The following is a 23,313-nucleotide window of genomic DNA, read 5'->3' on the forward strand; positions in this document are numbered from 1 at the left end:
TATGGCAAAAGAGTTATTTGAACAGGTTGTTTTAAAATCTGGTGTTAGCTTGAAAAACCGGATTGTGGTGTCCCCAATGACGACTCAATCTGCCTATTTCGATGGCAGCATGACCGAAGAATTGATTGACTATTATGCTCATCGTTCAGGAGAGGTTGGAGCAGTGATTGTTGAGTCAGCCTTTGTTGAGAATTATGGCCGTGGTTTCTACGGTGCTGTTGGGATTGACCACGATGATAAAATAGAAGGGCTTGCCCGTTTGGCAAAAGCTATTCAAGAAAAGGGATCAAAAGCTTTTATCCAGATTTACCATGCTGGACGGATGGCTTTCCCAAATATGAATGAAGGACAAAATCCGATTTCAGCTTCAGCGGTTGCGGCCTTGCGTCCAAACGCCCCAGTTCCAACTGAGATGACCCACCAAGACATTTTAGCTATGATTGAAGCTTTCGCAGAAGGTGTGCGCCGTGCGATTAAAGCAGGTTATGATGGCGTTGAATTACATGGTGCCAATACCTATCTTCTCCAGCAATTTTTCTCCCCCCATTCCAACCGTAGAGAAGATGCCTGGGGTGGCACCATCGAAAAACGGGCAAAATTCCCGATTGAGGTTGTGAAGGCGGCGAAACGCGTCATCGAAGAAGAGGGAGCTGAGAACTTTGTGTTGGGCTACCGTTTCTCACCAGAAGAGTTAGAAGAACCTGGTATCCGCTTTGAAGACACTATGTATCTACTCCATGCTTTGGCTGAATATGACTTGGATTACGTCCATTTCTCAATGGCTACCTACGCGCGCAATTCCATTGTCGACAATATGGATCCTGAAATGTTGATCACCAAGTTCAACAAGTTAAAAACTGGGAAATTAGCCCAAACGCCAATTATTGGTGTCGGTGGTATTTTACAAGCAGCAGATGCTGAGGATGCATTAGAAGCAGGCTATGATTTCTTGGCTGTTGCCAAAGGTTTCTTAGTAGAGCCAGATTGGGTTGGTACTATTAAAGCAGGTAAGACAGTTCGAGCGTTTGCGGATGTCCATGATCGTGAAAACTTAGTCATTCCAACACCACTGTGGAAGTTTATGGACGAAAGTTTCTTCCTTGTTAAGGATACAGCTGCTGAACTGGCTAAAGCTGAACGCCTCAAAGAATTGATGAGCAAAGACCTTGAGTTCACTCCTGGCCAATACCATGTTTTGGCTTATGGTCACAACAGTGAGTTGCCAATGGTCGTGACCTTTGATGAACACCGCATCACTGGTGTTGAAATTGACAGTGCTGGAGAATCAGCTGGCCTGTCGGATTTGGTCTTTGAGCGTATGCCAAAACAAATTATCGAATTCCAAACCTTGAATGTTGATGCAGTATCCGGTGCTTCCTCGACCAGTCAAGGGGTAATTGATGGGGTTTCAGATGCGGTACGCTTGGCTAGTGGACAAGATGCTGTGGATGTCTTGAAGGCCCGTCAAAAACCAACTATCGAGCGTTCAACAGAAGTGATTGAAGAAGAAGTGGATGTTGTCGTAGTCGGTGGTGGTGCTGCTGGGATTGCAGCTTCTCTTCGAGCAGACGAACTTGGTCTCAAGACCATTTTGGTAGAAAAACTCAGCTTTATCGGTGGAGCCATTTCTGTTTCTGGAGGAAACCAAGTAGTAATGGGATCCCGCTTGCAAAAAGAAGCAGGTGTAGAAGACGATACACCACAGTTGATGGTGGAAGACTTCCTGAAAAACGGAAACAACAAAAATGTCTTAGAACTCCTAGAGCTTTTGGCCAACAACATTGGACAGGCGACAGATTGGGTACATGATTATGTTGGAGTTCAGTATGATATGGCTGGTGGATTGCATATCTTGGCCGAGTACCGAAAAGACCGCGAATTGGCTTATGCCCATGGTGGACATGGTTTTGCAGCTGCTGTAAGAGCTAAGATGGCGGCTTCAAATGTCACTCTCCTCCTTCAAACCAAGGCTGAAAAATTACTGACAGATGGTCAAGGCAATGTGACAGGATTGATTGCAGTAGAGGAAAATGGAACGACCCATCGGATTGCTGCCAAGGCTGTTATCCTCACCACTGGTGGTTATGGTAACAACAAGGCCATGTTATCTGATGACTTGAAAGATGTTCTTTTCTACGGAACACGCTCGTCAATGGGTGAAGGGGTCCAAATGGCACAAGCAGAAGATGTGAACGCCGCAACCCTTATGATGGACCTTGGAAAAATTTATCCAAACGGGGTTGAAGTTTCTCCAGGGACGGCGAAATCAACTATTGATGGTAATTTACGTGTCTTGAAAGAAAATGGAATCTTGGTAAATTCATTGGGTCATCGTGTGGTCAATGAACGGGCAAGTAACCATGATATTCTGGAAGTATTGATGGAACAAGATCCAAAAGTTCTCTATCTTCTTCTAGATCAACAGTATTTTGATATTTTCCGTGAAGGATTGGCTGAAGCAGGAATTTCTCCAAAAGAAGTCAATGAATGGTTGGAAGCTAACGGAAGCAAGACGCCGTTCCTCTTCCATGCTGAAACCCTCGAAGAGCTGGCAGATTTAGCAGGAATGGATACCAATGCTCTTGCAAACACTGTCGCTCGCTTTAATGAGGCGGTAGAAAAGGGTGTTGATGAGGACTTTGGTCGTCCAAGTATGTTCTTGCAGGTTCCAGTAGGTGACGGTCCATACTACATGATTGAACAAAAACCACGTTTTGCAACCACGATGGGTGGATTGGTCGTTGACGATAAATTACAAGTTCACAATACGAAAGGTGACGTCATCAAAGGCCTTTATGCCGCAGGTGAAGTAGTTGGTGGTGTGATGGGTACAGATTCACCATCTGGTGCCAACAATGCTTGGGCTTTAACGTCTGGTAAATTGGCTGCTGAGCAAGTACCAACTTTATAAGCATTTCAAGAAAAGATTGAGGTTTCCTCAATCTTTTCTTACTTTTTTTGCAGAAAAAGTGTATAATAATGCTATCAAATGGCATAAGGAGAAGTGTATGGTTAGAAAAGTAGGTATTATCGGAATGGGCCATGTTGGCTCGACTGTAGCCCATGGCTTGATTGCGCAAGGGACTTTTGATGATTATGTCTTGATTGATCCCAATGAGACCAAGGTGATGGCCGATCAAGTTGATTTTCAAGACGCAGCCATGAATCTTCCATTTCATGCCAATATCGTGCGCAATGATTACCAGGCTTTGGCGGATGCGGACGTGGTGATTTCTGCTTTGGGCAACATTGCCCTGCAAGATAATCCCCAGGCCGATCGCTTTGCGGAACTTCCTTTTACAGCCAGTCAGGTTCCATTGGTTGCAGAGCAATTAAAAGCCGTTGGCTTTAAGGGCATTCTAATTGTCATTTCCAATCCGGTGGATGTGGTGACGAGCCTATTTCAACACCATACCGGACTTCCCAAAGAACGGGTTATTGGAACAGGGACACTACTTGATACGGCACGCATGAAGCGGGCTGTTGGCGAGCATTTTCAAGTGGATCCTCGCAGTGTCTATGGCTACAATCTTGGTGAGCATGGAAATTCCCAGTTTACAGCTTGGAGTCAGGTCCGTGTAAAAGGCCAGCCTATCTCTGAATTAGTAGGCGAAGATACATTAGAAGTCCTTGCTAAGGAGTCCATTGTTGGTGGCCATACCGTATTCTTTGGGAAGAAATATACGAGTTATGGGATTGCGACGGCTGCCATTCGCCTGGCTCTAGCCATTGTGTCCGATAGCCATGAAGAGTTGCCTGTTTCCCAATACATGGCTGACTACGATACCTATTTGAGTTATCCTGCTATTGTTGGACGATCAGGGATTTTGGAAAAAGTCAGCTTAAACTTAACGGAAGAAGAAGAAATGAAGTTACAACATTCTGCGGATTATATCAAGGAAAAATTTGCAGCTCATTTATAGAAAGAAAATACAGGAAAATACCAGATTTCCTGTATTTTTATGCTATAATGGAGAGACAATTATCTTGTATGAAAAGAGGTGTCAGATGCTGTTAGAGACAAATTCAAAAGGATTACAAGGAACCATTCGAGTTCCAGGAGATAAGTCCATTAGTCATCGTTCGATTTTATTTGGAAGTATTGCCAAAGGAAAGACAAGGGTGCACAACATTTTAAGAGGAGAAGATGTCCTCTCCACCATGCAGGTCTTTCGAGATTTGGGGGTCCAAATTGAAGATGATGGTGATTTAGTGACCATTGAAGGAGTTGGGTTTGAGGGCTTATCCGCTCCCAAAAAGGCTTTGGATATGGGCAATTCTGGGACTTCTATTCGTTTGATTGCTGGAATCTTAGCTGGTCAAGATTTCGAAGTTGAAATGGTTGGAGACGATAGTCTCTCCAAACGCCCTATGGACCGGATTTCGATTCCTTTATCAGAGATGGGAGTCTCCATTCAGGGTCAAACTGAGCGGGTCTTGCCTCCCCTTCGTTTAAAAGGTAAGAAAGATTTGAAACCTATTCAGTACCAATTGCCCATGGCGTCAGCCCAAGTCAAATCAGCTTTGATTTTTGCAGCCTTACAAGCAAAGGGAGAGTCGGTCATTGTTGAAAAAGAGCCAACCCGCAACCACACGGAAGACATGATCCTTCAATTTGGTGGTGACATACAGGTCAATGGCAAGGAAATCCGGGTCTCAGGGGGTCAGTCCTTTACAGGACAAGAGCTGACGGTTCCTGGAGACATTTCCAGTGCAGCCTTTTGGTTAGTTGCTGGTTTGGTTGTTCCCAATTCAAGGATTCGTTTGGAACAAGTGGGAATCAATGAAACTCGAACTGGTATTTTAGAAGTCATTGAAGCCATGGGAGGCCATCTCGAAGTAGAAGACAAGGATGAGCTGGCCAAATCAGCAACAATCACTGTTGAGACATCTTCCTTAAAAGGGACAGAGATTGGTGGTGGCATCATTCCACGCTTGATTGATGAACTTCCTATCATTGCACTGTTAGCAACCCAGGCTGAAGGTACAACCATTATCCGCGATGCTGAGGAGTTAAAGGTCAAAGAGACAGACCGCATCCAGGTTGTCGCGGACGCTTTAAATAGTATGGGAGCCAGTATCACGCCAACTGAAGATGGCATGATCATCAAGGGGAAGACACCTCTATATGGAGCAACCATCAATACACAGGGGGATCATCGGATTGGTATGATGGCTGCTATTGCAGCCTTACTGGTGCAAGAAGGAGAAGTGAAGCTGGAGCGAGCTGAGGCGATTAATACCAGCTACCCAAGTTTCTTTGATGATTTGAAAGGAGTACAAAATGCCTAAAATTTTACTTGGTTTTATGGGTGCCGGAAAAACAACGGTAGCCGGTCACTTAGATGGTGACTTTTATGACATGGACACGATGATTGAAGAGAAGATTGGCATGTCGATTACAGAGTTTTTTGCCAAACATGGAGAGCCTGCCTTTCGCAAAATTGAATCAGAGACCCTAGAAGAACTATTGGCGATGGAGGGGGATCCAGTTATCTCAACTGGCGGAGGTGTCGTAATTTCCGAAAAAAATCGGGAGTTATTACGCAAAAACCGCAAATACAATGTTCTCTTGGCAGCGTCTTTTGATGTCTTGTATAACCGCATTGAAAATGACAAGGTCTTTCAACGTCCGCTCTTCTTGAACAATTCCAAGGAAGATTTCCATGGGATTTATGAGCGACGGATGATGCTCTATGAAGGATTGTCAGATTTGATCATCAATACCGACAATCGCACACCAGAAGAAATAGCAAGGTTGATCAAATGCATGTAGCCTATTTAGGGCCGAAGGGCTCTTTTACCCACCATGTAGCCCAGCAGGCCTTTCCAAGAGAAAATCTCCTCCCTTTTCCAACCATAACTGAGGTGATGAAGGCCTACGAACAGGGTGAAGCTGAGTATGCGGTGATTCCGATTGAAAATTCGATTGAGGGATCAGTCCATGAGACCATTGATTACCTTTTTCATCAGGCTCAAATTCATGCGGTCGCGGAAATCATTCATCCCATTGCCCAGCAGTTGATGGTAGCGGGTTCGCATGTAAGCATCCAAAAAATCTTTTCCCATCCTCAGGCAATTGCCCAAGGGAAAAAATACCTGCAGGAACATTACCCACATGTGGCGATTGAATTGACGGCCAGCACGGCCTATGCAGCTCGCTTTGTCGCAGAACACCCAGAACAGCCTTACGCAGCCATTGCTCCGCATGCTGCAGCGATTGAGTATGGCTTGGAAGTGATTGGCCAAGATATCCAAGAAATAGAGGAAAACTACACTCGTTTTTGGATTCTAGGGAGTGAGCAGTTGCCTTTGCCATTGGAGGACCAGGCTGCTAAACTGTCGCTTGCCCTTACCTTGCCAGACAATCTCCCAGGAGCCTTGTATAAGGCCATGTCCGTGTTTGCTTGGCGGGGGATTGATTTGACCAAGATTGAGAGCAGGCCCTTAAAAACAGCCCTTGGCGAATACTTTTTTATCATTGATGCAGACTATACAGATACGGAAAAAGTCCAGTATGCCTTAAAAGAATTGACAAGTCTAGGAATTTCTTATAAAATTCTAGGGGACTATTTGGTTTACAAGACCAAGTAAAAAAGGACATGTTATGACAAGAAGATATACGAATCTGACACATCATGAGCAACTACGCTATGATTATTTGCATAAAAATATTCATTATTTAAATGATAGAGAAAAGCGTGAACTGGTCTATTTGGGACTAAAAGCAGAAGGCGAATTACCAAATCAATCGCAAGCTTCATCATCCTCTCGTCCAGCTAGAAGACGTTACGAATCACGATACGAGGACACACCTGAAGAGGTGTATTCAGAGTACGATTCTGAAGCTGAAGAAGATGAAATTTTACCGGCTTATCCGAGAGAACGAAAACGCCGTAAAGAACGCCATCACCAACCCCGTCAGCCTCTTTTTGTGGAAGACGATGAAGAGCCACTACCTCGTTACCCAAAAAAGAAAAAAGAACGGACTAAAAAAGTTCGCCGAAAAGGTGGTTTCAAACGTTTCTTGAAATTTATCTTATTTCTATTCTTATGTGTCTTGGCTGGTATGGTCTTCATGTTCTTTAAAGGTTTAAACAGTGTGGATACTGACCCTTCCAGTAATCGAGAGGTCTTTCATGGAGAAAAGACCCAAGATGGGGTAAATATTCTGATTTTGGGAACAGATGGCCGTATCGGTGATACCTCTGATTTGACTCGTACGGATTCCATCATGGTCGTTAATGTCAACAACAAGGACAAAAAAATCAAGATGGTCAGCTTTATGCGGGATACCTTGATTTCGATTGAAGGAAATGACTATAAGCTCAATACTGCCTATACCTTTGGAGAACAAAATGGCCAACAAAAAGGAGCTGAAAATGTCCGTCAGGTGTTAAAAGAAAATTTTGACATCAACATTTCCCACTATGCTTTAGTTGATTTTTCAACTTTTGCAACGGCAATTGACACCCTCTTTCCAGAAGGCGTTGACATCGATGCCCAGTTCTCGACCATTGATGGACAAGTGGTAGAGGCAGTGGACGTACCAGATGATTTGCGGATGGAAAATGGTGTAGTCCCTAATCAAACCATTCAAGTTGGTCCGCAAAAAATGGATGGACGAACCCTGCTCAATTATGCCCGTTTCCGCAAGGACGATGAGGGAGATTTTGGACGGACCAGACGCCAGCAACAAGTCATGTCGGCCATTATGACCCAAGTCAAAGACCCAACCAAACTTTTCACAGGTTCAGAAGCCCTAGGAAAAGTCTTTGCCTTGACTTCTACCAGCATTCCATATAGCTTTATGTTGACAAATGGAGTGCCAATCGCTTTTAATAGTGGCAATGGTGTCGAGCAGACCACAGTTCCTGAAATGGGGGACTGGATCGACGAATTTGATGTCTATGGCGGATCTGGGCTAAAAATTGACTTTGAAAAATATAAGGAAAAACTATCAGCATTAGGTTTCCGATAAGTCCTTGAAAGTATGCTATAATAAAGGTTAGAACACTAGTTCTGGCCTTTTTCTTTTGAAAAAGCAGAGCAGATTAGAAAAAGAGAGAAAACATGTTGAAAAAAAATGATATGATTGAGGTCGATATTGTCGACTTAACCCACGAAGGAGCAGGAGTAGCCAAACAGGATGGCCTCGTATTCTTTGTGGAAAATGCCCTACCTGGCGAACGCATCCTCATGCGGGTCTTAAAACTAAAAAAATCAATTGGTTTTGGCAAGGTAGAAGAAAGACTGGTGACCTCGCCTCATCGCAATCAGGATGTGGATCTGGCCTATTTGCGGACAGGAATTGCCGATTTTGGCCACCTCAGCTATCCAGAACAATTGCGATTTAAAGCCAAGCAAGTCAAGGATAATCTGTACAAGATTGCGGGTATTTCAAATGTAGAAGTAGCTGAAACAATCGGGATGGCAGAACCATATGCCTATCGCAACAAGGCTCAAGTTCCAGTCCGACGGGTCAATGGCCAATTGGATATTGGTTTTTTCCGAAAACATTCGCACGATGTTTTGCCCATTGAAGATTTTTATATCCAAGACAAGGAAATTGACCGCCTCTTGATCTTTGTTCGTGATCTTTTACGTCGATACGACATCAAACCCTATGATGAAGTACAACAAACTGGGCTCGTTCGTCACTTGGTTGTCCGCCGTGGGCATTACACAGGCGAATTGATGCTGGTTCTCGTTACTACAAGACCGAAAGTCTTTCGGATTGAGCAAGTGATTGAGCAGATTGTTGCGGCCTTCCCAGCAGTTGTTTCTATTATCCAAAATATCAACGATCAAAATACCAATGCGATTTTGGGTCAAGAATTCCGAACCCTTTATGGAAAAGAGACCATTACCGACCAAATGTTGGGCAATAGCTATGCTATCTCTGCCCAGTCCTTTTACCAAGTCAATACCGAAATGGCGGAGAAACTCTACCAAACTGCCATTGATTTTTCTGAATTGACAGCAGATGATGTGGTGGTTGATGCTTATTCTGGTATCGGGACGATTGGCCTATCGTTGGCCAAACAAGTCAAGCATGTTTATGGCGTAGAAGTGGTGGAAAGCGCGGTTGCGGATAGCCGAGCAAATGCAGAACGCAATGGTATCACCAATGCAACTTACGTCTGCGATACAGCTGAAAATGCCATGGCCAAGTGGGTCAAAGAAGGCATCAAACCGACCGTCATCGTCGTTGACCCTCCGCGCAAGGGTCTGACAGAAAGCTTTATCCGAAGCTCAGTTGAAGTCGCGCCTGAGAAAATCACCTACATCTCCTGTAACCCAGCGACCATGGCGCGTGACATCAAGCTCTATGAAGAACTCGGCTATAAACTTCAAAAGGTCCAGCCCGTGGATCTTTTTCCGCAGACGCATCACGTGGAGGTGGTAGGTTTATTGTCCAAACTTGATGTTGATCATCATATTCAGGTTGAATTGGACGAAGAAGATCTTAATGAAGTAAGTGTTAGAAAAGGTGCAACATATCCTGAGATTAAAGAATTTGTTTTAAAAAAACATGGTTTAAAAGTTTCGAGCTTGTACATTGCACAAGTAAAAAATAAATTGGGTTTAATTGAACATGAAAATTTTAATAAATCTAAAAGAGATAATCCAAAGGTTCCAAATTGTCCACCCGAAAAAGAAGAAGCCATTAAAGAGGCATTAGAGTGGTTTGGGATGATATAGCCATCTGTCAAGAATTACAATAATGATTTTATTTGTTATGGTTCATTTTCTAGTCTAACCTATTTCATTTTAAGGGTTTGAATGTCGCTTGAAATTTTCTGCATGCTGAAAAAACTTATCGAATTTTGATAAGAAATTGTTATTCAATTTTTTATTTTTGGCGGCGCTCTAGCTAATTTTTTCCTTAAAAAACACTCATTAGTGTACTTAGAAACAAGAGTATATTTTATCGCTATTGTACTAAAGTGACATTTCTCATTTTTTGCTTGAATTTGTTGTGTTCTTAAAGCGTATTTACTTGTTTTATTATTTCGTTTACTTCGAATTTCATCAAAAGAATAATTTCTAAACTGAACCTCACTAGTCTCTTCGTTAATAATTGTTAAATTTACCGTAGCCAGTGAATCTTTTACATTTAAATCATCTGAATCTAGTTCAATAATGCTTCCATCTAATATAACAGTCTCTTTATCTTTCATTTTATCAGCATTTAAAGCAGCTTGTTGATTTTGAAAGATAGTTTCTTTATTTTTAACAATTGTAAATTCAGATTTGTAATTTGTCGCATTAGTGTAGCAATGATGGATATTTGCTGGAAGAAGATGGATTTTTTTTAACAGATAATATGCACAAGATAAACGATTCGTATAAATTTTTTCACAATAGCAGTTATTAATATCTGCATTAACGAGTTCACACCAATCTGTTAAATTAATCTTACCATCAGTCAGCGCATGTAGATGATAACCACCATCATTATAACGTTCTAATATTAATGTAAAGGTTACACCTGTTGATGATAAAAAATTCTTACCAATTTTGAAGAGTTTTTTTGGATTTAGTCTTAGCTCTGAATTTTCCTGGACTGTTAGAGTGACAAAGTGAGTTGATTTAAAAGATAGTAATCTTTCTCTTGCCCGTGACCGCTTTTTGTATCGAGTATTTCTTTTTGGGTCGTACGGTATTAATTTCTTTTCGTTCTCTTTGTGTTTCCTCTTAACAATAATGTGTGAACCATCTGCAAATATTCTATGGTTTTCTGAAGTTGTCATATTTTACCTCATTTATCTTGTGTTCAAGAGAATGCAAAAGACATCAGCGATTGCTGATGTCATATTTTTCTTCTTTTATCTGTTATTATGCCAGTTTTATCAAAACAAAAAATCTGATGTATGACGAGCTTATTCCAGAGTATAATTTATTAAATTCAGTTAACTAGTCGAAAAGCAGAATAAGGTTAGAAATGTAATCTCAGTGAAATATATATAAGAATCTAATGAAGTTATATTCGAACTCTCAGATTATTAGTTAAACTTGCTTTAAGTAATGATAATCATTTTCTCGCAAACACATCACGTCGAGGTAGTTGGTCTGCTGGTGAAAGCCTAGAAACCTTTGAACGAAAGCATTATTAAAAGCCTTGGAGACAAGGCTTTTTACGTTTGGGTGGGGTAGTATCAGAGTAACTACCTCAGTTGAGGTAGTTGATGTGCTGGTGGATTTATAAGGTATCTATTTCCGTAGACACAAGGTGGGGACATGGGGTAAGGAGTATGAGGGAATAGATGTCCCCACCTTAAATCACCGCTATGGTCGACAGAAATAAGAGTATAGAAATTGATACAAACTTTTGTAACGGTAAAAAGTATTGGAGAAAACATGACAGTTCAAAGTGAGGTTGTTTTTTAGGCTAATAGTTATGAAAATAGGGATGTTACGAAAAATAATGAATCGGATAAGGAAATTGAAAAGAATAAATCTTTGTTCACGACAAACGCATGAAGAAAATACAGTTTTCAGAGAACATATTTTCATATTTTATACAGTTTTTTAGCAAAAATTTATGCTATAATTAATTTGAATTTGAGGAATTACTTATGACTAAATATAAAAACTATGAAAAAATGCATGTGATAAGAAAATGGGTACATGTATTTTCTTCATACGTATGGCGTGATCTTTGTTCTTTTTCCGTAGTTTATTACTCCGGTTTATGGTATGCTTATTGTATAAGTAGATAGTGGGAGAGATATTATGGAGTTATCTAAAATCAAAAAAGTTTTACCATTTTATTTCGCAAATATCATACTCGCAATTATGGGGATATTACTACCGTTTCTAGAGAGTAGGGTGATTGATAATTTAGTTTATAATAAGAATGAGATTATATTCTACAATTATATTTTAATAATTATAGGTTTAATAATAATTCAATTTATAACAAGCTATTTTATTGATAAGTATAAATTTATTGTTAAAGAAAAACTAATTTTATCTACTATTAATGGTGAGGTAAATCAACTTTTCACAAAAAATACAAAGCAGGTTTTACATTACAATCCCAATTACCTTCATAATAGGTTACTAGAAGACATTTCTCAAATTTGGGGGTTCTATTTTGAGATAGTAAGTGGTATTATTATGAATATTATTTCACTTATAATTGTATCTCTTATTCTGTTGAAGACAAGTCTTATTATTTTTGGAATTACTTTTTTTTCTATCCCAATCTACGTTGTTATCTATACTAAGTTTCATAAAGTCCTTACGGATGTTGAATATGATATTTCTGAATCTGCTAATTCGTTGTACGCACATAGGGAAAATATTTTTCAAAGATACTTAGAAATAAAATCAAAACAGATAATTAGTAATGAAATAAAGAGGATTTCTAGCAAAGAAGACGGTCTTATTCAGAATATTTACAACAGTTTTCGAATCAATTATCGTATCTATGGTATAAAATTGTTCATAAGTTCGATATTGAAAATTATCATATTCATAATAATAGGTTATGTTGTGCTGAAAGAAAATTTAACTATAGGTGTCTTTTTATATACTAGTCAATATATGAATTCTGTACTGACATCTATAGATAATCTTATGCAACTTTTTTTGCAGATTCCCAAGTATAGAGTATCGCTTAAAAGAATTTCTGAGATTGAGAGAATCAAATTTGACAAAGATAATGGGAAATTGCTTAGTAAAATTGCTACGATAGAAGTTACTGATTTTAACTTTTACTACAATGAAAAACCTCTGTACTCTGAACCCATAAACTTTAAATTTGAAGCAGGAGGCTTATATACTATTACTGGTAAAAATGGCATTGGGAAATCAACTTTATTTTTATCATTGGTGGGTGTGTTTTCTGAAGAAAATTATTTAGGAAAAATAATTTTTAATAGAGATAATATAAAAGATTTAAATAATAAACAATTGCGAAAAGAATTTCTTTCGATTATGCTTCAGCATAACTCCTATAATAGTAAAACTGTTGAGGAGTATTTGGTAGATCATGATATATCAAATTTTGAAAAAATTGCTAATGATAATGTGTTTCAAGAAGTATTTTTCTCGGAAGAGTTTAATCTAAGCAAAAAATTAAATAATAAATGTGATGATTTATCTGGCGGAGAGAGGCAACTTCTTTCTCTCTTTGTATGTGTAGTAAAATCAGCAGATGTTTTTCTACTAGATGAACCTCTTGCAAGTTTACACCCAATTTTTAAAATCAAGGTGCAACAAATGCTAAAGAAAATTAGTGATAGAGGGAGAATTGTAATCTGTATTACACACGATGATATATTAGTTGATTCGAAGGAGATGCATATTTTATAAAGTGTTTATTATTGTTTGCTACTTTTTGAAATCCATTAAGCAAAAATTAATCAATATTAAAAAGGAGTTGTTTTAAAAATGAAGACCTATAGAATTAAACAGTTTATTCTGTTTGACATAGATGATAGTCTTGCTGTTCAAAATATGGATGGATTCACGGTTTTAAAGAATCCTAAAATGATTAGTTTTTTTAAGGTTTTAGATGATGAAAATAGATTAGATCTTGAAGAACATTACCTCAAAAATTTTTTTGGTGAGGAGTGGGAGCAATCTGTTCAGTTCATGTTGGAGTCAAAACTGATAGAAGAAAATGAGATAAAGAAACCTTATAAGTATATTAATATTTTTACTAATGATAAGGTTATTTTTGAAAGTTTAAGATTTAATATTGATGATTGTAGCTTTGAAAAAAGTATTATTTTTTTAGAACAAGATGAATTAGTTAAAGAGATTAGTCAATTTGAATTAGCTGAGGCCTTAAATATTTTTATTTTAAATCCCTTTGACTACATATATTTTTTAAAGTTAGTGTCATACATTATTGAAACAAATATTTATTGTGTATTTTGCTTTGGATACGATACAGCATTATATATAACAAATATATATAAAAATGATTGGAATAATCCGTGTCCCAAATGCTTTTTTTCTAATTTGGAATCAAGTCTTAGAGCAAAGAATAAAGTCAATGGTCACCCTAATTTTCAAACAATTATAGATTTGATTTATAATAAAAAGGTATTTTTCAAAGGTCAAATTCCTCTTAGTAAAAGGGTGTTGCTTCCAGTTATTAATGAATTATGTGAGGTAATTGAAAATAAAAACTTGAACGAATCTTCAGCTCGGATAAAAAAATGTTACTTGAATGGTGAAGTTGAATATGATATAGCAATTCATTGGGAATTATGTGACTGTTTGGAGAGGTAAAAAGTGGAAACTATAGATTCTTATTTTAGAAAAGTGTATCAATCACAATGTGGTAATGTAGTACCTATAGATCAAAATGAAAGAAATCTAATCCTAAAATCATTTGAAGAGTTCAATATTTTAAGTGTGGAGGAAAGTTCTAAATCAACTTTAGAAATTTATGATAGAGGTGAGGGTTGTTTACCTCCAAAAATAGTTAATATTTTAGAAGAAATCCATAATAAAATCTATCAAATTGAAAGATTAACATTCTTACAAATTATTGTACCGAAAGAAATTGGATTTACAAAGTCTGGAAGTTACTACTGTTTTTATCCCAATATTTTAAATACGGGGATTCATAAAAGTGATAATATGGCTATGCTCTGGAATTATGACTTGATTATTCTAGTGTGTTCAGATGTTGACTTACTCGCTTCTCTAGGAAAAAAATCTTATAGAGATGCGTTAATTCAAACAGGAGAAATTAGACAGATTATCAAGGAAAAATGTGAATTATCAAATATTTTCTCAATACCATTTGGTTATAATAAGATTACGAAAATTGCTGGATTAAATGCTGGTACAGTTCTTACCTTTGAAGTATTAGGGATTAATTTATAGCAACTATTGAGGAGTGAAAATGTATTTTTTACACTTAAATGATAAATGTATATATACAAACCTACGTTTTATAAATAAGTCTAAAACTGTGGTTGGTAGTATAGCTCCAATAAGATTTGGGAATTTAGAGATTCCTGCAGTGAGTTCAGCTACCGATAATAGTCTGAATATAAGTTTATGTAAATTATTTAGTGAGTTTTTAGAAAGAAATATAATTGGTGTTCATTATAAATCAAAAAAGAGCATACTAACTTATGATTTACTAAATGATTCATCAGAGTATATGCTAGCGTCTGATTTTTCTTATGGAGAAAACGGTAAATTTAATTGCGTTGATACTACGGGTAGTGCAGCGGGTAATGATAGTTATGAAATTATAAACAAGGCCATTTCAGAATTAATAGAGAAAAATGAATTATTACTTTTCTGGTATTGTAGAAAAGGGAAATTGATAGAAAATAATTGTTTAATACAGGACATACTACTTAAATATGGTTTAGCAGAATTTGAAAATTTTCTATTTATATCGAATAACTTATCGAATTGGCCAACAGTAATATATATTTCCTTTAATAATAAGGAACTTGTAACAACTGGAATTTGCTGTGATAAGAAATTATCTGATGCTATAGAAGGAGCTATATGCGAAGGGAAGACTTTAAGAGTTATGGATGTATTGAAGTGTACTGATATTAAAACGAAATTAGACGTTTACAATTTTATCAGAAACTATACCAGTGTAAGTGAAACGGTAAATCAAAACTTAAAAGGAACATTGATACATGGTCTGATGATAGCTGATTGGATCGATGATTTATATATAAGTCTTTTCGATTCCTCTAATCGCGGAAAGGTTGTTACTGTATCTTCAAGTTCATTAATTAAGTGTATTCCTAATAATGAAAATTTAACTTTCTGTAGTGATACATACATTGTCAAAAAAAATAATATTGATTTTTCTAGCTTAGAAGTCGATTGTGCTATACTTTAGTTCTTCTTATCGTATTTTTATAATTTCTCCAGGAGATGCTTTATGATTAATAATTTAGGCTGCACATTCTATACTATAAAAGATAATAAGTTTCTTAGTTCGTTTAGTCCCAGTCCTATGGTGATGCTTAGTTCTGACTATAATCATACATTTGCGACATCGTTGCATAAAGAAAAAAGCAAAAGCTTTTTAGGAGCGATAGGAGAAGCATTTGAGCGACATTCTATGTTCATGTATACTTCTCCTAGGTCATCCTCTTTTATAGATTGTTTTGATTTATATGAAAAGAAAATAGTGACATTAGAAAATGATAGTAATTTAGAAAAGTTCTTTAATGATTCTTGTGGAATGGCCTCACATACGAATACTAAGGATTGTTTTTTGAATGCCTTTGATGAATTTATTGAGCGTCAGTCTTTCATTTTGACATACTTATCAAAGAGTCCGAGACGAGTGATAAAAAAGAACAAGGCTTTCCTAGAGAAAATACCGTCTAGGTTTCATCATCTTGATTTTTATGAAATTTCAATTATAGATAGTTACAAGGTGTATTTTGCAGTTGGATATAAAAATAATTATTTAGATATTGCTCTAGGGTCTAGTTATGATGCCACTGAAGCATTGGAAAAATTAATAAGAGAGTTACGTTTACCCACTGTTAAACACGGATCGTTGGAAAACTCTATTGATACTTATCAAGATTATTTGCATGTTTTTCACATGATTTCTCCAGACAGGATTTTACAAGCTTACAATTTTTTAAAATTAGGAGAAGAAATAGTGTTTAAACCAACAGAAACGATTGGATTTGAAATTATTTTGGAAGAATTAAATAAAAAATATAAGATGCATCCTAAAGCATTATCTTTGTTCAATAAAAATTATAATTATTCAATATCGTCTTACTCAAAAAACATCAAAATATTTGATGAGAATTGGTTTCCATCCTTATCTGTATCGCAATTTACAGATAGTATTTATAATAGAGTTGAGATTTTATCGGGAGTAAAATTAGATAGAAGTATAAATTTTATTCCGTTTCCTTAGAAATATTATATAATGTAAAGGAGTTTGTATGGAATCGTTTCAGTTAAATAGGGAGGTTTTTATTGAGTCATACTCAGAAGTAAATCTGATATACATAATAAAAGGAACTAGAGTGAAATTATCGGGTAATAATATTTCTAAGTATTTTATAAAATATTGGAGAAGGTTGATAGTTCCGATGACATTAGATGAGTATGTCTCTTATATATATAATCAAGAGGTTATAGAGGAAGCATATTCGACTTGGTATGAAAAGAATGTTAAGAATATTGAGTTAGTTATTAATGTTCTGATTCAAAAAGAGTTTTTAATAAGAGCTTTTGAGGATACCTATAGTGAAGTTAATCAAGATATTAGACTATTGTTATTTAATCCTTTTGACTTAGAAATAGGTAGATTGATTATTGAATCGTTTAATGTATATAATAATCATATAAATTTTATATCTGCTTCTATACAATTTGAAGAAAAAAATAAAATTAGTGACATTATTGAAGACTATGATGCAATTATTTATATTATACCTGATTCAATTGGTTTTTTTGATTGTATTCAAATTTCATCTAAAGGTATCATAATACCAGTTGTATTGAACAATAATTATTTTTCGATTGGCCCTCGTATAGAAAATGAAAATGATATCAATTTCGTTTCGAATATTTTAGATATAGAAAGAAAGAGGTACACATATTTAAATTATAGATTTCTATTGTCTTGTGATCAAATAATGACTTCATTTCTTAATAAAGAACTTTATAATTTAATATCTGAGAAATTTAATTTAGCATCAAATACTCAAATAAGAGAGGGTCAAATAATATATAATAATAATTCTTCTGTATTGGAGTATAAGAGATATAAGAGAGGTTGTTACCATGAATAAATTTAGAGAAAGTTGTATTAATGATGGGGAGCAATGCTTATTTTTAAAGTTCCATAATTCAACCTCCTTATCGTTGAAGGATAGTCACCTTTTTGAAAACTTGATTGCTAGAGCATTCGATGACATTCAATTTATGACAGGAATTAAGAATAAATTACCTTCTAATGAATACTATAGAGAAGGAGATATAATACTAAAACCCTCAAGAATTGAAAAGAATCTCATTGAATGTATTTTGGAAAGGAAAAGTGATAGAGATTTTAATGTTAATTTAGAGGTAGACTTTGAAATTTTTTCCTCAATTCTCTACTATTCGTACGGTCCTTCTAATTTTGACAAATATTCAGTTCCATCAGCAGGTGGAACGTACCCAATTAATCTTTTAGTTAATGTAAAAAATGTAAAGGATTTAGAACCTGGACTCTATGTATATAATCATAAAAATAGTACTGTACGACTTCTATCTAAGAATTATCAGAAAACAGAAAGATTTCTTACGAGCTCTCAATCTTTAATACAGCAATCAGCATTCTCCGTTCATTTTATAGGAGATCCTGATTTTATTGCATATAAATATGGAGATAGAGGTTATCGTTTCCTTACTTTAGAAGCAGGGCACATTTCGCAGAATTTATCCTTAGTGAGCACTGCATATTCAATTGGGTCGGTTTGCTCTGGAGGATTTTTAGATGGGGAGTTCATTGATTATCTGACTTATTATATAGATGAAAAATTTTCAGAGAAAGTCTATGTCTACGAAATGTACTTTGGTAAGTTACTATAAATAATAGACTAGGTTGACATGGTTTAATACTTTCATTATAGAACATTTTTCTCTTATTATTAAGAGAGAACTTTTACTGCTAATCAAAAGTTAGTTAAAATAGTTCAATTTCTTCTTTTTAGCTGTTAATTATTTTGAAAAGGCAACACTTTTCTGTACAATTTTTATAAAGTGTTTTTTGTTAAGCGGTCACTCGCTTAGCGATGGGTGTTTGGTAATTGAGACTACCGTGTATGCGATGATCATTCCACCAGTGGACATAGTCCTTGGTTTTAAGGGTTAGTTCTTCAAGTGACTGAAAGGTTTCTTGTTGAATAAACTCCAGTTTGAAGGAACGGTAGGTGCCCTCAGCTACCGCATTGTCATAAGGACAGCCAGCTTGACTGAGGGAACGGGTGATGCCAAAGGCTTCCAATACCTCATCAATCAGCTGATTATCAAACTCCTTGCAACGGTCAGAATGAAAAAGATGGACCTTGGTTAAAGCATAAGGAATGCTCTGAATCGCTTGCTTTACGAGTTCTGCAGTCTTCTGCCATCCGACTGACAGACCAATGATTTCACGATTATAGAGGTCCATTATCAGGCAAACATAAGCCCAGCGCTGACCAACACGGACATAGGTCAAATCTGTCACAATTGCTTCCAGTGGTTTTTCTTGGTGGAACTGTCTGGCTAAGCGATTTGGAATAGGGACTTCGTTTTTCCCTTTAGAATGAGGCTTGAAGCTAGACTGCTGGTAAACAGATACGAGATTTAATCGCTTCATTATCCGACGAATGCGACGACGAGATAGAATGATCCCGTCTGAGGCCAGACATTGCTTGATCTTTCGAGCCCCGTATCGTGATTTGCTTTCAAGAAAAATCTGCTTCACCTTTTCTTCAAGGTCAGCTTCAGATACTGCCTCCGTGGATTTGTAGTAATAGCTAGAACGCGGGAGATTCAACTAACGACACATAGCTGAAATGTTGTACTTATTCTTGTTAGCAGTGATTATTTCCCTTTTTGTGCCATAATCACTGCTGCTTGCTTTAGGATGTCTAACTGCATTTCAAGTTCTTTGTTTCGGCTTTCTAAGGGCTATCAGCTCCCGCTGTTCATCTGTAAGATTATCAACCGATTTGAAGGATCCAGTTGTTTTAGCTTGTCTCACCCACTTGTCAAAGGTCGAGGGGGTTAAATCATATTCTTTGATCAGCGCACTTCGTTTCATCCTGCAGTGTGAAGGTCAACGATTTGTTGTTTAAAGTCATCTGTAAAATGACGGTGTATTTTTCTAGACATAGAATTCTCCTGTTTTCTTTAGTGTAAAACACTTTATAAGACTGTCTAGTTTAGTGTAACCGATTCAATTTATATTTTGCTATACGATAGAGTCTGTGGGTGAATATCAAAACAAATTTTAGAGCCCAGTTAAAATGTTTTTAGTACTACTTTTCTTCAACTTTTCTTATGATTGATTTTTATTTATTTAAATTACATGTGTTTTTAATATAAAAAGGAGTCCCAATATGGCTAAAAAACCTATAACTACTTATGGACACTCTACCGGCACCTATGGATTGTCTTCTAATTCGCTCAGCAAATCTTCTATAACACCTTCATCTGCTTGTGTTTCCGCGTGTGGAAGTCAATGTTCTAGTAAATGTGCCAGCAATTGTGGAAGTAAATGTGCATCACAATGTTCATCAAAATGTGCATCGGCCTGTGTTTCAGCCTGTGTTTCAGCTTGCATAAGCTTATGTATAGGAGGAGGGGCTGCAGAACTAACTATTATTTCAGAAGAAGATATTGTGCTGTAAGTAATTTTACCTTGCTGGTTAAAATTCTAAAAGTCTTTATTTTCTACAAACTGTAAAATAAATCATATGAATTATTGAATGAAAATGTAGCTAAAAAATAAAGCGCTCCTTAAAAACGGTATTGAATTGCTTTTAAGGAGTGCTTTTTACTGTTACAGATCAAAATAGTCTTTTCGTGCAGAGAAAAACAAGAAAATTTCTGGCTTAGCTGATGGCTGCTAAGATTTCTAGCTTTCCTTCCTTTTAAATGTGTCATAGGTATAAAATTTCCAACTATTTTCCCTACAATTCTTGGATTATCCTCAGCTGGCGCAAACTTATCTGGATAAGAATCATTGATGGAAACGAGGAGATAGCCGTTTTTTCAAGATAAACTTTCTTGATATAAACTTGGTTGTTCCAGGCAATGGCGTAAACTGCCCCATCATAGTCAAAACCACCTTCACGGATTAAGGCGACTTCACCATCTTGATAGATAGGCTCCATTGATTGACCTTCAATCCATGTAGCTACATCGTAGAGATATTCCTTGTTTGTGAAGACTTCTTTGGTTTCGTATTCATCCCAGATACCATTGCCGTGTCCAGCTGATAGAGCAATATTGTCAAGGACATGAACTGAAAATAGGGGGACAATCTTTTGTTCCATGAGAAGGTTGTGAGTTAGCTCATCGACCTTCTTTTTATTTGTCTTGTTAAGCTGTTTGTAGAGGGTCAGGTGGGTTGCTCCTCGTACAAGTCTTGGATGTTAATATATAAGAGTTGGGAGAGTTATTTCTTTTCGTTGTTCTTTGAGTTTTGTTGATGTTATCAAATATCTAATGGGGGAGTAGCTGTCACTTTTTCAGTAACATCTATTCCTGGACTAAAAAATAGGAATCTTCATTTTTGAAAATTCCTATTTTTCTTTTTTAAGTATCGATTACAATGTCTTCTACAATCAAATTTTCAAAATTTACAGTTCTATTTTTTACATGTTTTTTTGTTGAGATAGGTAATGCATATAGATAGACATAATCTCCAACTTGTGCATTTACTTCATCTACGCGCATTTTTCGACTATATTGAGCTTTGATTTCAGTTCCGTTAAAATCTCTAATTCCTATTTCAATCCATTTTGATTTATGGTCATATAATTTGTTCGTTATAGCACCATAGAAAAAAACTTTTGCAAACGGTTTTTGATAAGCAAAGCCGCTTTGTTCTGGTATATCGAAATACTTTACTAGTTCTGGATTCTCTAAACGGATTCGATCGGCAACAAAATGTTGAAATTTTGTTGTATCTGAGACGTCATAATTTTCTATATGTCCTTCTATAGAAACAGTAGTATTGCGTTTAGGCATTAGAGTTTTAGGATCGTACCTAAATTTTAGATAAGTATGCCTTCGCTCTCCTCCATTTCTGATGAAAAGAATAAACCAGGGCGTAATAGAATGATTATTAACATCAATAATTTTTCCACATGCGAAGATTGTATTGTGATTTGTATTTTGTAGAATATTTTGTTTCTTCATATGTATACCTCCAATTTTTCAATTTCTACATATATCATTATGCCTTAATTTTTGATTCAAAAAATCTACTACAAAATATAATTTGTCACGGCAACGGATAAACGCCAATGAGACAAATTACAAACAGATACGGCCATAAGTGCCAATCGGTTGTATACAGTAGGCATGCCAGTTTGAACAGCTTTTTTGAAATTTGCACCACGCAATTTGTAAGGATCTTTTCGCAGGTCGTAGATAAAAGCCTCTCGTCTTCTCTTGTATTTTGTATACGATTCCTGTTGTAAATTCTTATGTCCTTCTTCCCATAACATAATCAATTTTCGTTGTAATTTTTTTGCATATACTGGATTAAGTTTGATCTGTTCAAGATAATAAAAATAACAATCTCTTGCGTGCTGCGCACGCATTCCATGAAAATTGATCAAATTGTTCATTTCGTTATCTGAAAAAACCGGTTCATTACTATCGATATTTTTAAAGGTATCTAAAACTGTAGATATATCTTTTGGTAGGATTAATTGTTCCTGCCGTTTACCTCCTTTACCTCGTTTCACAACAACATAAAAATTTCCTGCTTCATCTTGAATGAGATCTTTGCCGGTTAAGTTACGTAATTCGCTTCTACGAATACCCACAACCCTTTGAAAATTAACTACGCGAGAGAAGCGAGAGTCAGTTTCCTGCCGCTTTCCTTGATAATTTGATTCTTTTTGGCGTCCACGGATAATTTTATCGGATGTTCGCTTGTCTTTTCTTATTTTATTCATATTTATAACTGTTGCTTTGCAGATTGGTGCAAGGTATGTGTGGATGGTTGCTGCTGTATATTGTTTCGCATCATTTTTTAAATTATCGTGATACAGTTGAAGAACTTCCTCGGTAATATCTTCTGGTCGTTTTATATTATTGTTTTTTGCCCATTTTACGAATCGGGTAATAGCCCGTTTGTATGTTGTCCGGGTTCGGTTGTTTTTAACATCTTTTGTGGATAGTAAAAATAATTCATATTTTAAAGAATTCTTTTTTCTTGGCATTTTCTATTGTCCTTTCTTTGCTATTTAGAGTTTTAGTTACTGTTAAAATGCTTCCCACTCTTTTTTATAAATGAGCTGAGTATGCTCGCGATAAACGCGTTGAAGCATTAACGTTTTTGAAAAAAATTCAGTAGTCACCGTTTTCCTTTCGAAAGTTTATCGTTGTGCCATTGTTTCTATTAATCGTGTTATTCACTAACACAATTTGAAATCATAATTCTTTGTTAAACACTTTTTTCTTTTACTTTTTTCTACAAAATGGTTATTCTTTACTTCATTTCATTCCGTAGAATAACCATTTCGTTCTTTTCTTTTTTATTTCTATCTTTTTTCAATGGCAAAATTAGATAGAATCGGATATTGCATCTAAATCAATTTTTCACCGATTCCAGTGTTT

At 36.3% G+C, this 23,313-nt stretch carries 19 protein-coding genes and 1 pseudogene; 15 read left to right on the plus strand and 5 right to left on the minus strand.

Features of this window, described 5'->3' with window-relative positions; all coding sequences use genetic code 11:
• The first annotated feature begins 1 nt into the window (after position 1).
• From ACVR1I_RS03390 to rlmD, 7 genes are all read left to right on the plus strand, one after another.
• Positions 2-2,911 (plus strand): oxidoreductase, encoded by a 2,910-nt coding sequence (locus ACVR1I_RS03390; RefSeq protein WP_447442636.1) that lies wholly within the window; start codon positions 2-4, stop codon positions 2,909-2,911.
• Between the two features lie 97 nt (positions 2,912-3,008).
• Positions 3,009-3,923, plus strand: a complete 915-nt coding sequence (locus ACVR1I_RS03395) for an L-lactate dehydrogenase (RefSeq protein WP_447442637.1) — start codon at positions 3,009-3,011, stop codon at positions 3,921-3,923.
• Positions 3,924-4,008: 85 nt separating this feature from the next.
• Positions 4,009-5,292 carry a 3-phosphoshikimate 1-carboxyvinyltransferase gene (gene aroA / locus ACVR1I_RS03400; protein ID WP_447442638.1) on the plus strand — a complete coding sequence of 428 codons (1,284 nt, stop codon included), beginning with the start codon at positions 4,009-4,011 and terminating at the stop codon, positions 5,290-5,292.
• A complete protein-coding gene (locus ACVR1I_RS03405; RefSeq protein WP_447442639.1) occupies positions 5,285-5,776 on the plus strand; it encodes a shikimate kinase in 492 nt (163 codons plus the stop codon). The genes aroA and ACVR1I_RS03405 overlap by 8 nt, the downstream gene beginning before the upstream one ends.
• The gene (pheA, locus tag ACVR1I_RS03410; RefSeq protein WP_447442640.1) at positions 5,767-6,594 is read left to right on the plus strand and encodes a prephenate dehydratase; all 828 of its coding nucleotides are present in this window, start codon (positions 5,767-5,769) and stop codon (positions 6,592-6,594) included. The genes ACVR1I_RS03405 and pheA overlap by 10 nt, the downstream gene beginning before the upstream one ends.
• A 13-nt stretch (positions 6,595-6,607) precedes the next feature.
• On the plus strand, positions 6,608-7,981 hold the full coding sequence (locus ACVR1I_RS03415; RefSeq protein WP_447442641.1) for an LCP family protein: 1,374 nt from the start codon (positions 6,608-6,610) through the stop codon (positions 7,979-7,981).
• A gap of 92 nt (positions 7,982-8,073) precedes the next feature.
• On the plus strand, positions 8,074-9,705 hold the full coding sequence (gene rlmD, locus ACVR1I_RS03420) for a 23S rRNA (uracil(1939)-C(5))-methyltransferase RlmD (RefSeq protein ID WP_447442642.1): 1,632 nt from the start codon (positions 8,074-8,076) through the stop codon (positions 9,703-9,705).
• 143 nt (positions 9,706-9,848) lie between these two features.
• Here the strand turns inward: rlmD and ACVR1I_RS03425 are convergent, their stop codons facing one another.
• On the minus strand, positions 9,849-10,757 hold the full coding sequence (locus ACVR1I_RS03425; RefSeq protein ID WP_447442643.1) for a hypothetical protein: 909 nt from the start codon (positions 10,755-10,757) through the stop codon (positions 9,849-9,851).
• Positions 10,758-11,739: 982 nt separating this feature from the next.
• On the opposite strand from ACVR1I_RS03425, the gene ACVR1I_RS03430 reads away from it, so the two are divergent.
• The 7 genes from ACVR1I_RS03430 (at position 11,740) to ACVR1I_RS03460 (ending at position 18,561) form a co-directional block, all read left to right on the plus strand.
• Positions 11,740-13,326 carry an ATP-binding cassette domain-containing protein gene (locus tag ACVR1I_RS03430; protein ID WP_447442644.1) on the plus strand — a complete coding sequence of 529 codons (1,587 nt, stop codon included), beginning with the start codon at positions 11,740-11,742 and terminating at the stop codon, positions 13,324-13,326.
• Between the two features lie 78 nt (positions 13,327-13,404).
• On the plus strand, positions 13,405-14,253 hold the full coding sequence (locus ACVR1I_RS03435) for an McbB family protein (RefSeq protein WP_447442645.1): 849 nt from the start codon (positions 13,405-13,407) through the stop codon (positions 14,251-14,253).
• 3 nt (positions 14,254-14,256) lie between these two features.
• Positions 14,257-14,856, plus strand: a complete 600-nt coding sequence (locus ACVR1I_RS03440; protein WP_447442646.1) for a hypothetical protein — start codon at positions 14,257-14,259, stop codon at positions 14,854-14,856.
• Positions 14,857-14,875: 19 nt separating this feature from the next.
• Positions 14,876-15,847: a YcaO-like family protein gene (locus ACVR1I_RS03445; protein ID WP_447442647.1), complete on the plus strand. Its 972-nt coding sequence runs from the start codon at positions 14,876-14,878 to the stop codon at positions 15,845-15,847.
• Between the two features lie 42 nt (positions 15,848-15,889).
• Entirely contained in the window at positions 15,890-16,894 is a 1,005-nt protein-coding gene (locus ACVR1I_RS03450) for a YcaO-like family protein (protein ID WP_447442648.1), read from the plus strand.
• Positions 16,895-16,922: 28 nt separating this feature from the next.
• Positions 16,923-17,777, plus strand: a complete 855-nt coding sequence (locus ACVR1I_RS03455; protein WP_447442649.1) for a hypothetical protein — start codon at positions 16,923-16,925, stop codon at positions 17,775-17,777.
• On the plus strand, positions 17,770-18,561 hold the full coding sequence (locus ACVR1I_RS03460; RefSeq protein WP_447442650.1) for a SagB/ThcOx family dehydrogenase: 792 nt from the start codon (positions 17,770-17,772) through the stop codon (positions 18,559-18,561). The genes ACVR1I_RS03455 and ACVR1I_RS03460 overlap by 8 nt, the downstream gene beginning before the upstream one ends.
• Positions 18,562-18,742: 181 nt before the next feature.
• Here ACVR1I_RS03460 and ACVR1I_RS03465 read toward each other — a convergent pair.
• Positions 18,743-19,848 (minus strand): annotated as a pseudogene (locus ACVR1I_RS03465) (IS3 family transposase).
• A 227-nt stretch (positions 19,849-20,075) separates the two neighbouring features.
• Between ACVR1I_RS03465 and ACVR1I_RS03470 the strand changes: the two are divergent.
• Positions 20,076-20,366 (plus strand): hypothetical protein, encoded by a 291-nt coding sequence (locus ACVR1I_RS03470; protein ID WP_447442651.1) that lies wholly within the window; start codon positions 20,076-20,078, stop codon positions 20,364-20,366.
• Between the two features lie 282 nt (positions 20,367-20,648).
• Here ACVR1I_RS03470 and ACVR1I_RS03475 read toward each other — a convergent pair whose 3' ends face one another.
• From ACVR1I_RS03475 to ACVR1I_RS03485, 3 genes are all read right to left on the minus strand, one after another.
• Positions 20,649-21,014, minus strand: a complete 366-nt coding sequence (locus tag ACVR1I_RS03475) for a S24 family peptidase (RefSeq protein WP_447442652.1) — start codon at positions 21,012-21,014, stop codon at positions 20,649-20,651.
• Between the two features lie 262 nt (positions 21,015-21,276).
• The gene (locus tag ACVR1I_RS03480) at positions 21,277-21,882 is read right to left on the minus strand and encodes a hypothetical protein (RefSeq protein ID WP_447442653.1); all 606 of its coding nucleotides are present in this window, start codon (positions 21,880-21,882) and stop codon (positions 21,277-21,279) included.
• A 68-nt stretch (positions 21,883-21,950) separates the two neighbouring features.
• The gene (locus tag ACVR1I_RS03485; protein ID WP_447442654.1) at positions 21,951-22,916 is read right to left on the minus strand and encodes a phage integrase N-terminal SAM-like domain-containing protein; all 966 of its coding nucleotides are present in this window, start codon (positions 22,914-22,916) and stop codon (positions 21,951-21,953) included.
• Positions 22,917-23,313 lie beyond the last annotated feature (397 nt).

The organism is Streptococcus cameli, assembly GCF_053207365.1.

Bases quoted from the DNA above. Each gene is read 5' to 3' on its own strand.
- ACVR1I_RS03390 (WP_447442636.1), top strand. From the start codon at position 2: ATGGCAAAAGAGTTATTTGAACAGGTTGTTTTAAAATCTGGTGTTAGC.
- ACVR1I_RS03395 (WP_447442637.1), top strand. From the start codon at position 3,009: ATGGTTAGAAAAGTAGGTATTATCGGAATGGGCCATGTTGGCTCGACT.
- aroA (WP_447442638.1), top strand. From the start codon at position 4,009: ATGCTGTTAGAGACAAATTCAAAAGGATTACAAGGAACCATTCGAGTT.
- ACVR1I_RS03405 (WP_447442639.1), top strand. From the start codon at position 5,285: ATGCCTAAAATTTTACTTGGTTTTATGGGTGCCGGAAAAACAACGGTA.
- pheA (WP_447442640.1), top strand. From the start codon at position 5,767: ATGCATGTAGCCTATTTAGGGCCGAAGGGCTCTTTTACCCACCATGTA.
- ACVR1I_RS03415 (WP_447442641.1), top strand. From the start codon at position 6,608: ATGACAAGAAGATATACGAATCTGACACATCATGAGCAACTACGCTAT.
- rlmD (WP_447442642.1), top strand. From the start codon at position 8,074: ATGTTGAAAAAAAATGATATGATTGAGGTCGATATTGTCGACTTAACC.
- ACVR1I_RS03425 (WP_447442643.1), bottom strand. From the start codon at position 10,757: ATGACAACTTCAGAAAACCATAGAATATTTGCAGATGGTTCACACATT.
- ACVR1I_RS03430 (WP_447442644.1), top strand. From the start codon at position 11,740: ATGGAGTTATCTAAAATCAAAAAAGTTTTACCATTTTATTTCGCAAAT.
- ACVR1I_RS03435 (WP_447442645.1), top strand. From the start codon at position 13,405: ATGAAGACCTATAGAATTAAACAGTTTATTCTGTTTGACATAGATGAT.
- ACVR1I_RS03445 (WP_447442647.1), top strand. From the start codon at position 14,876: ATGTATTTTTTACACTTAAATGATAAATGTATATATACAAACCTACGT.
- ACVR1I_RS03450 (WP_447442648.1), top strand. From the start codon at position 15,890: ATGATTAATAATTTAGGCTGCACATTCTATACTATAAAAGATAATAAG.
- ACVR1I_RS03455 (WP_447442649.1), top strand. From the start codon at position 16,923: ATGGAATCGTTTCAGTTAAATAGGGAGGTTTTTATTGAGTCATACTCA.
- ACVR1I_RS03460 (WP_447442650.1), top strand. From the start codon at position 17,770: ATGAATAAATTTAGAGAAAGTTGTATTAATGATGGGGAGCAATGCTTA.
- ACVR1I_RS03470 (WP_447442651.1), top strand. From the start codon at position 20,076: ATGGCTAAAAAACCTATAACTACTTATGGACACTCTACCGGCACCTAT.
- ACVR1I_RS03475 (WP_447442652.1), bottom strand. From the start codon at position 21,014: ATGGAACAAAAGATTGTCCCCCTATTTTCAGTTCATGTCCTTGACAAT.
- ACVR1I_RS03480 (WP_447442653.1), bottom strand. From the start codon at position 21,882: ATGAAGAAACAAAATATTCTACAAAATACAAATCACAATACAATCTTC.
- ACVR1I_RS03485 (WP_447442654.1), bottom strand. From the start codon at position 22,916: ATGCCAAGAAAAAAGAATTCTTTAAAATATGAATTATTTTTACTATCC.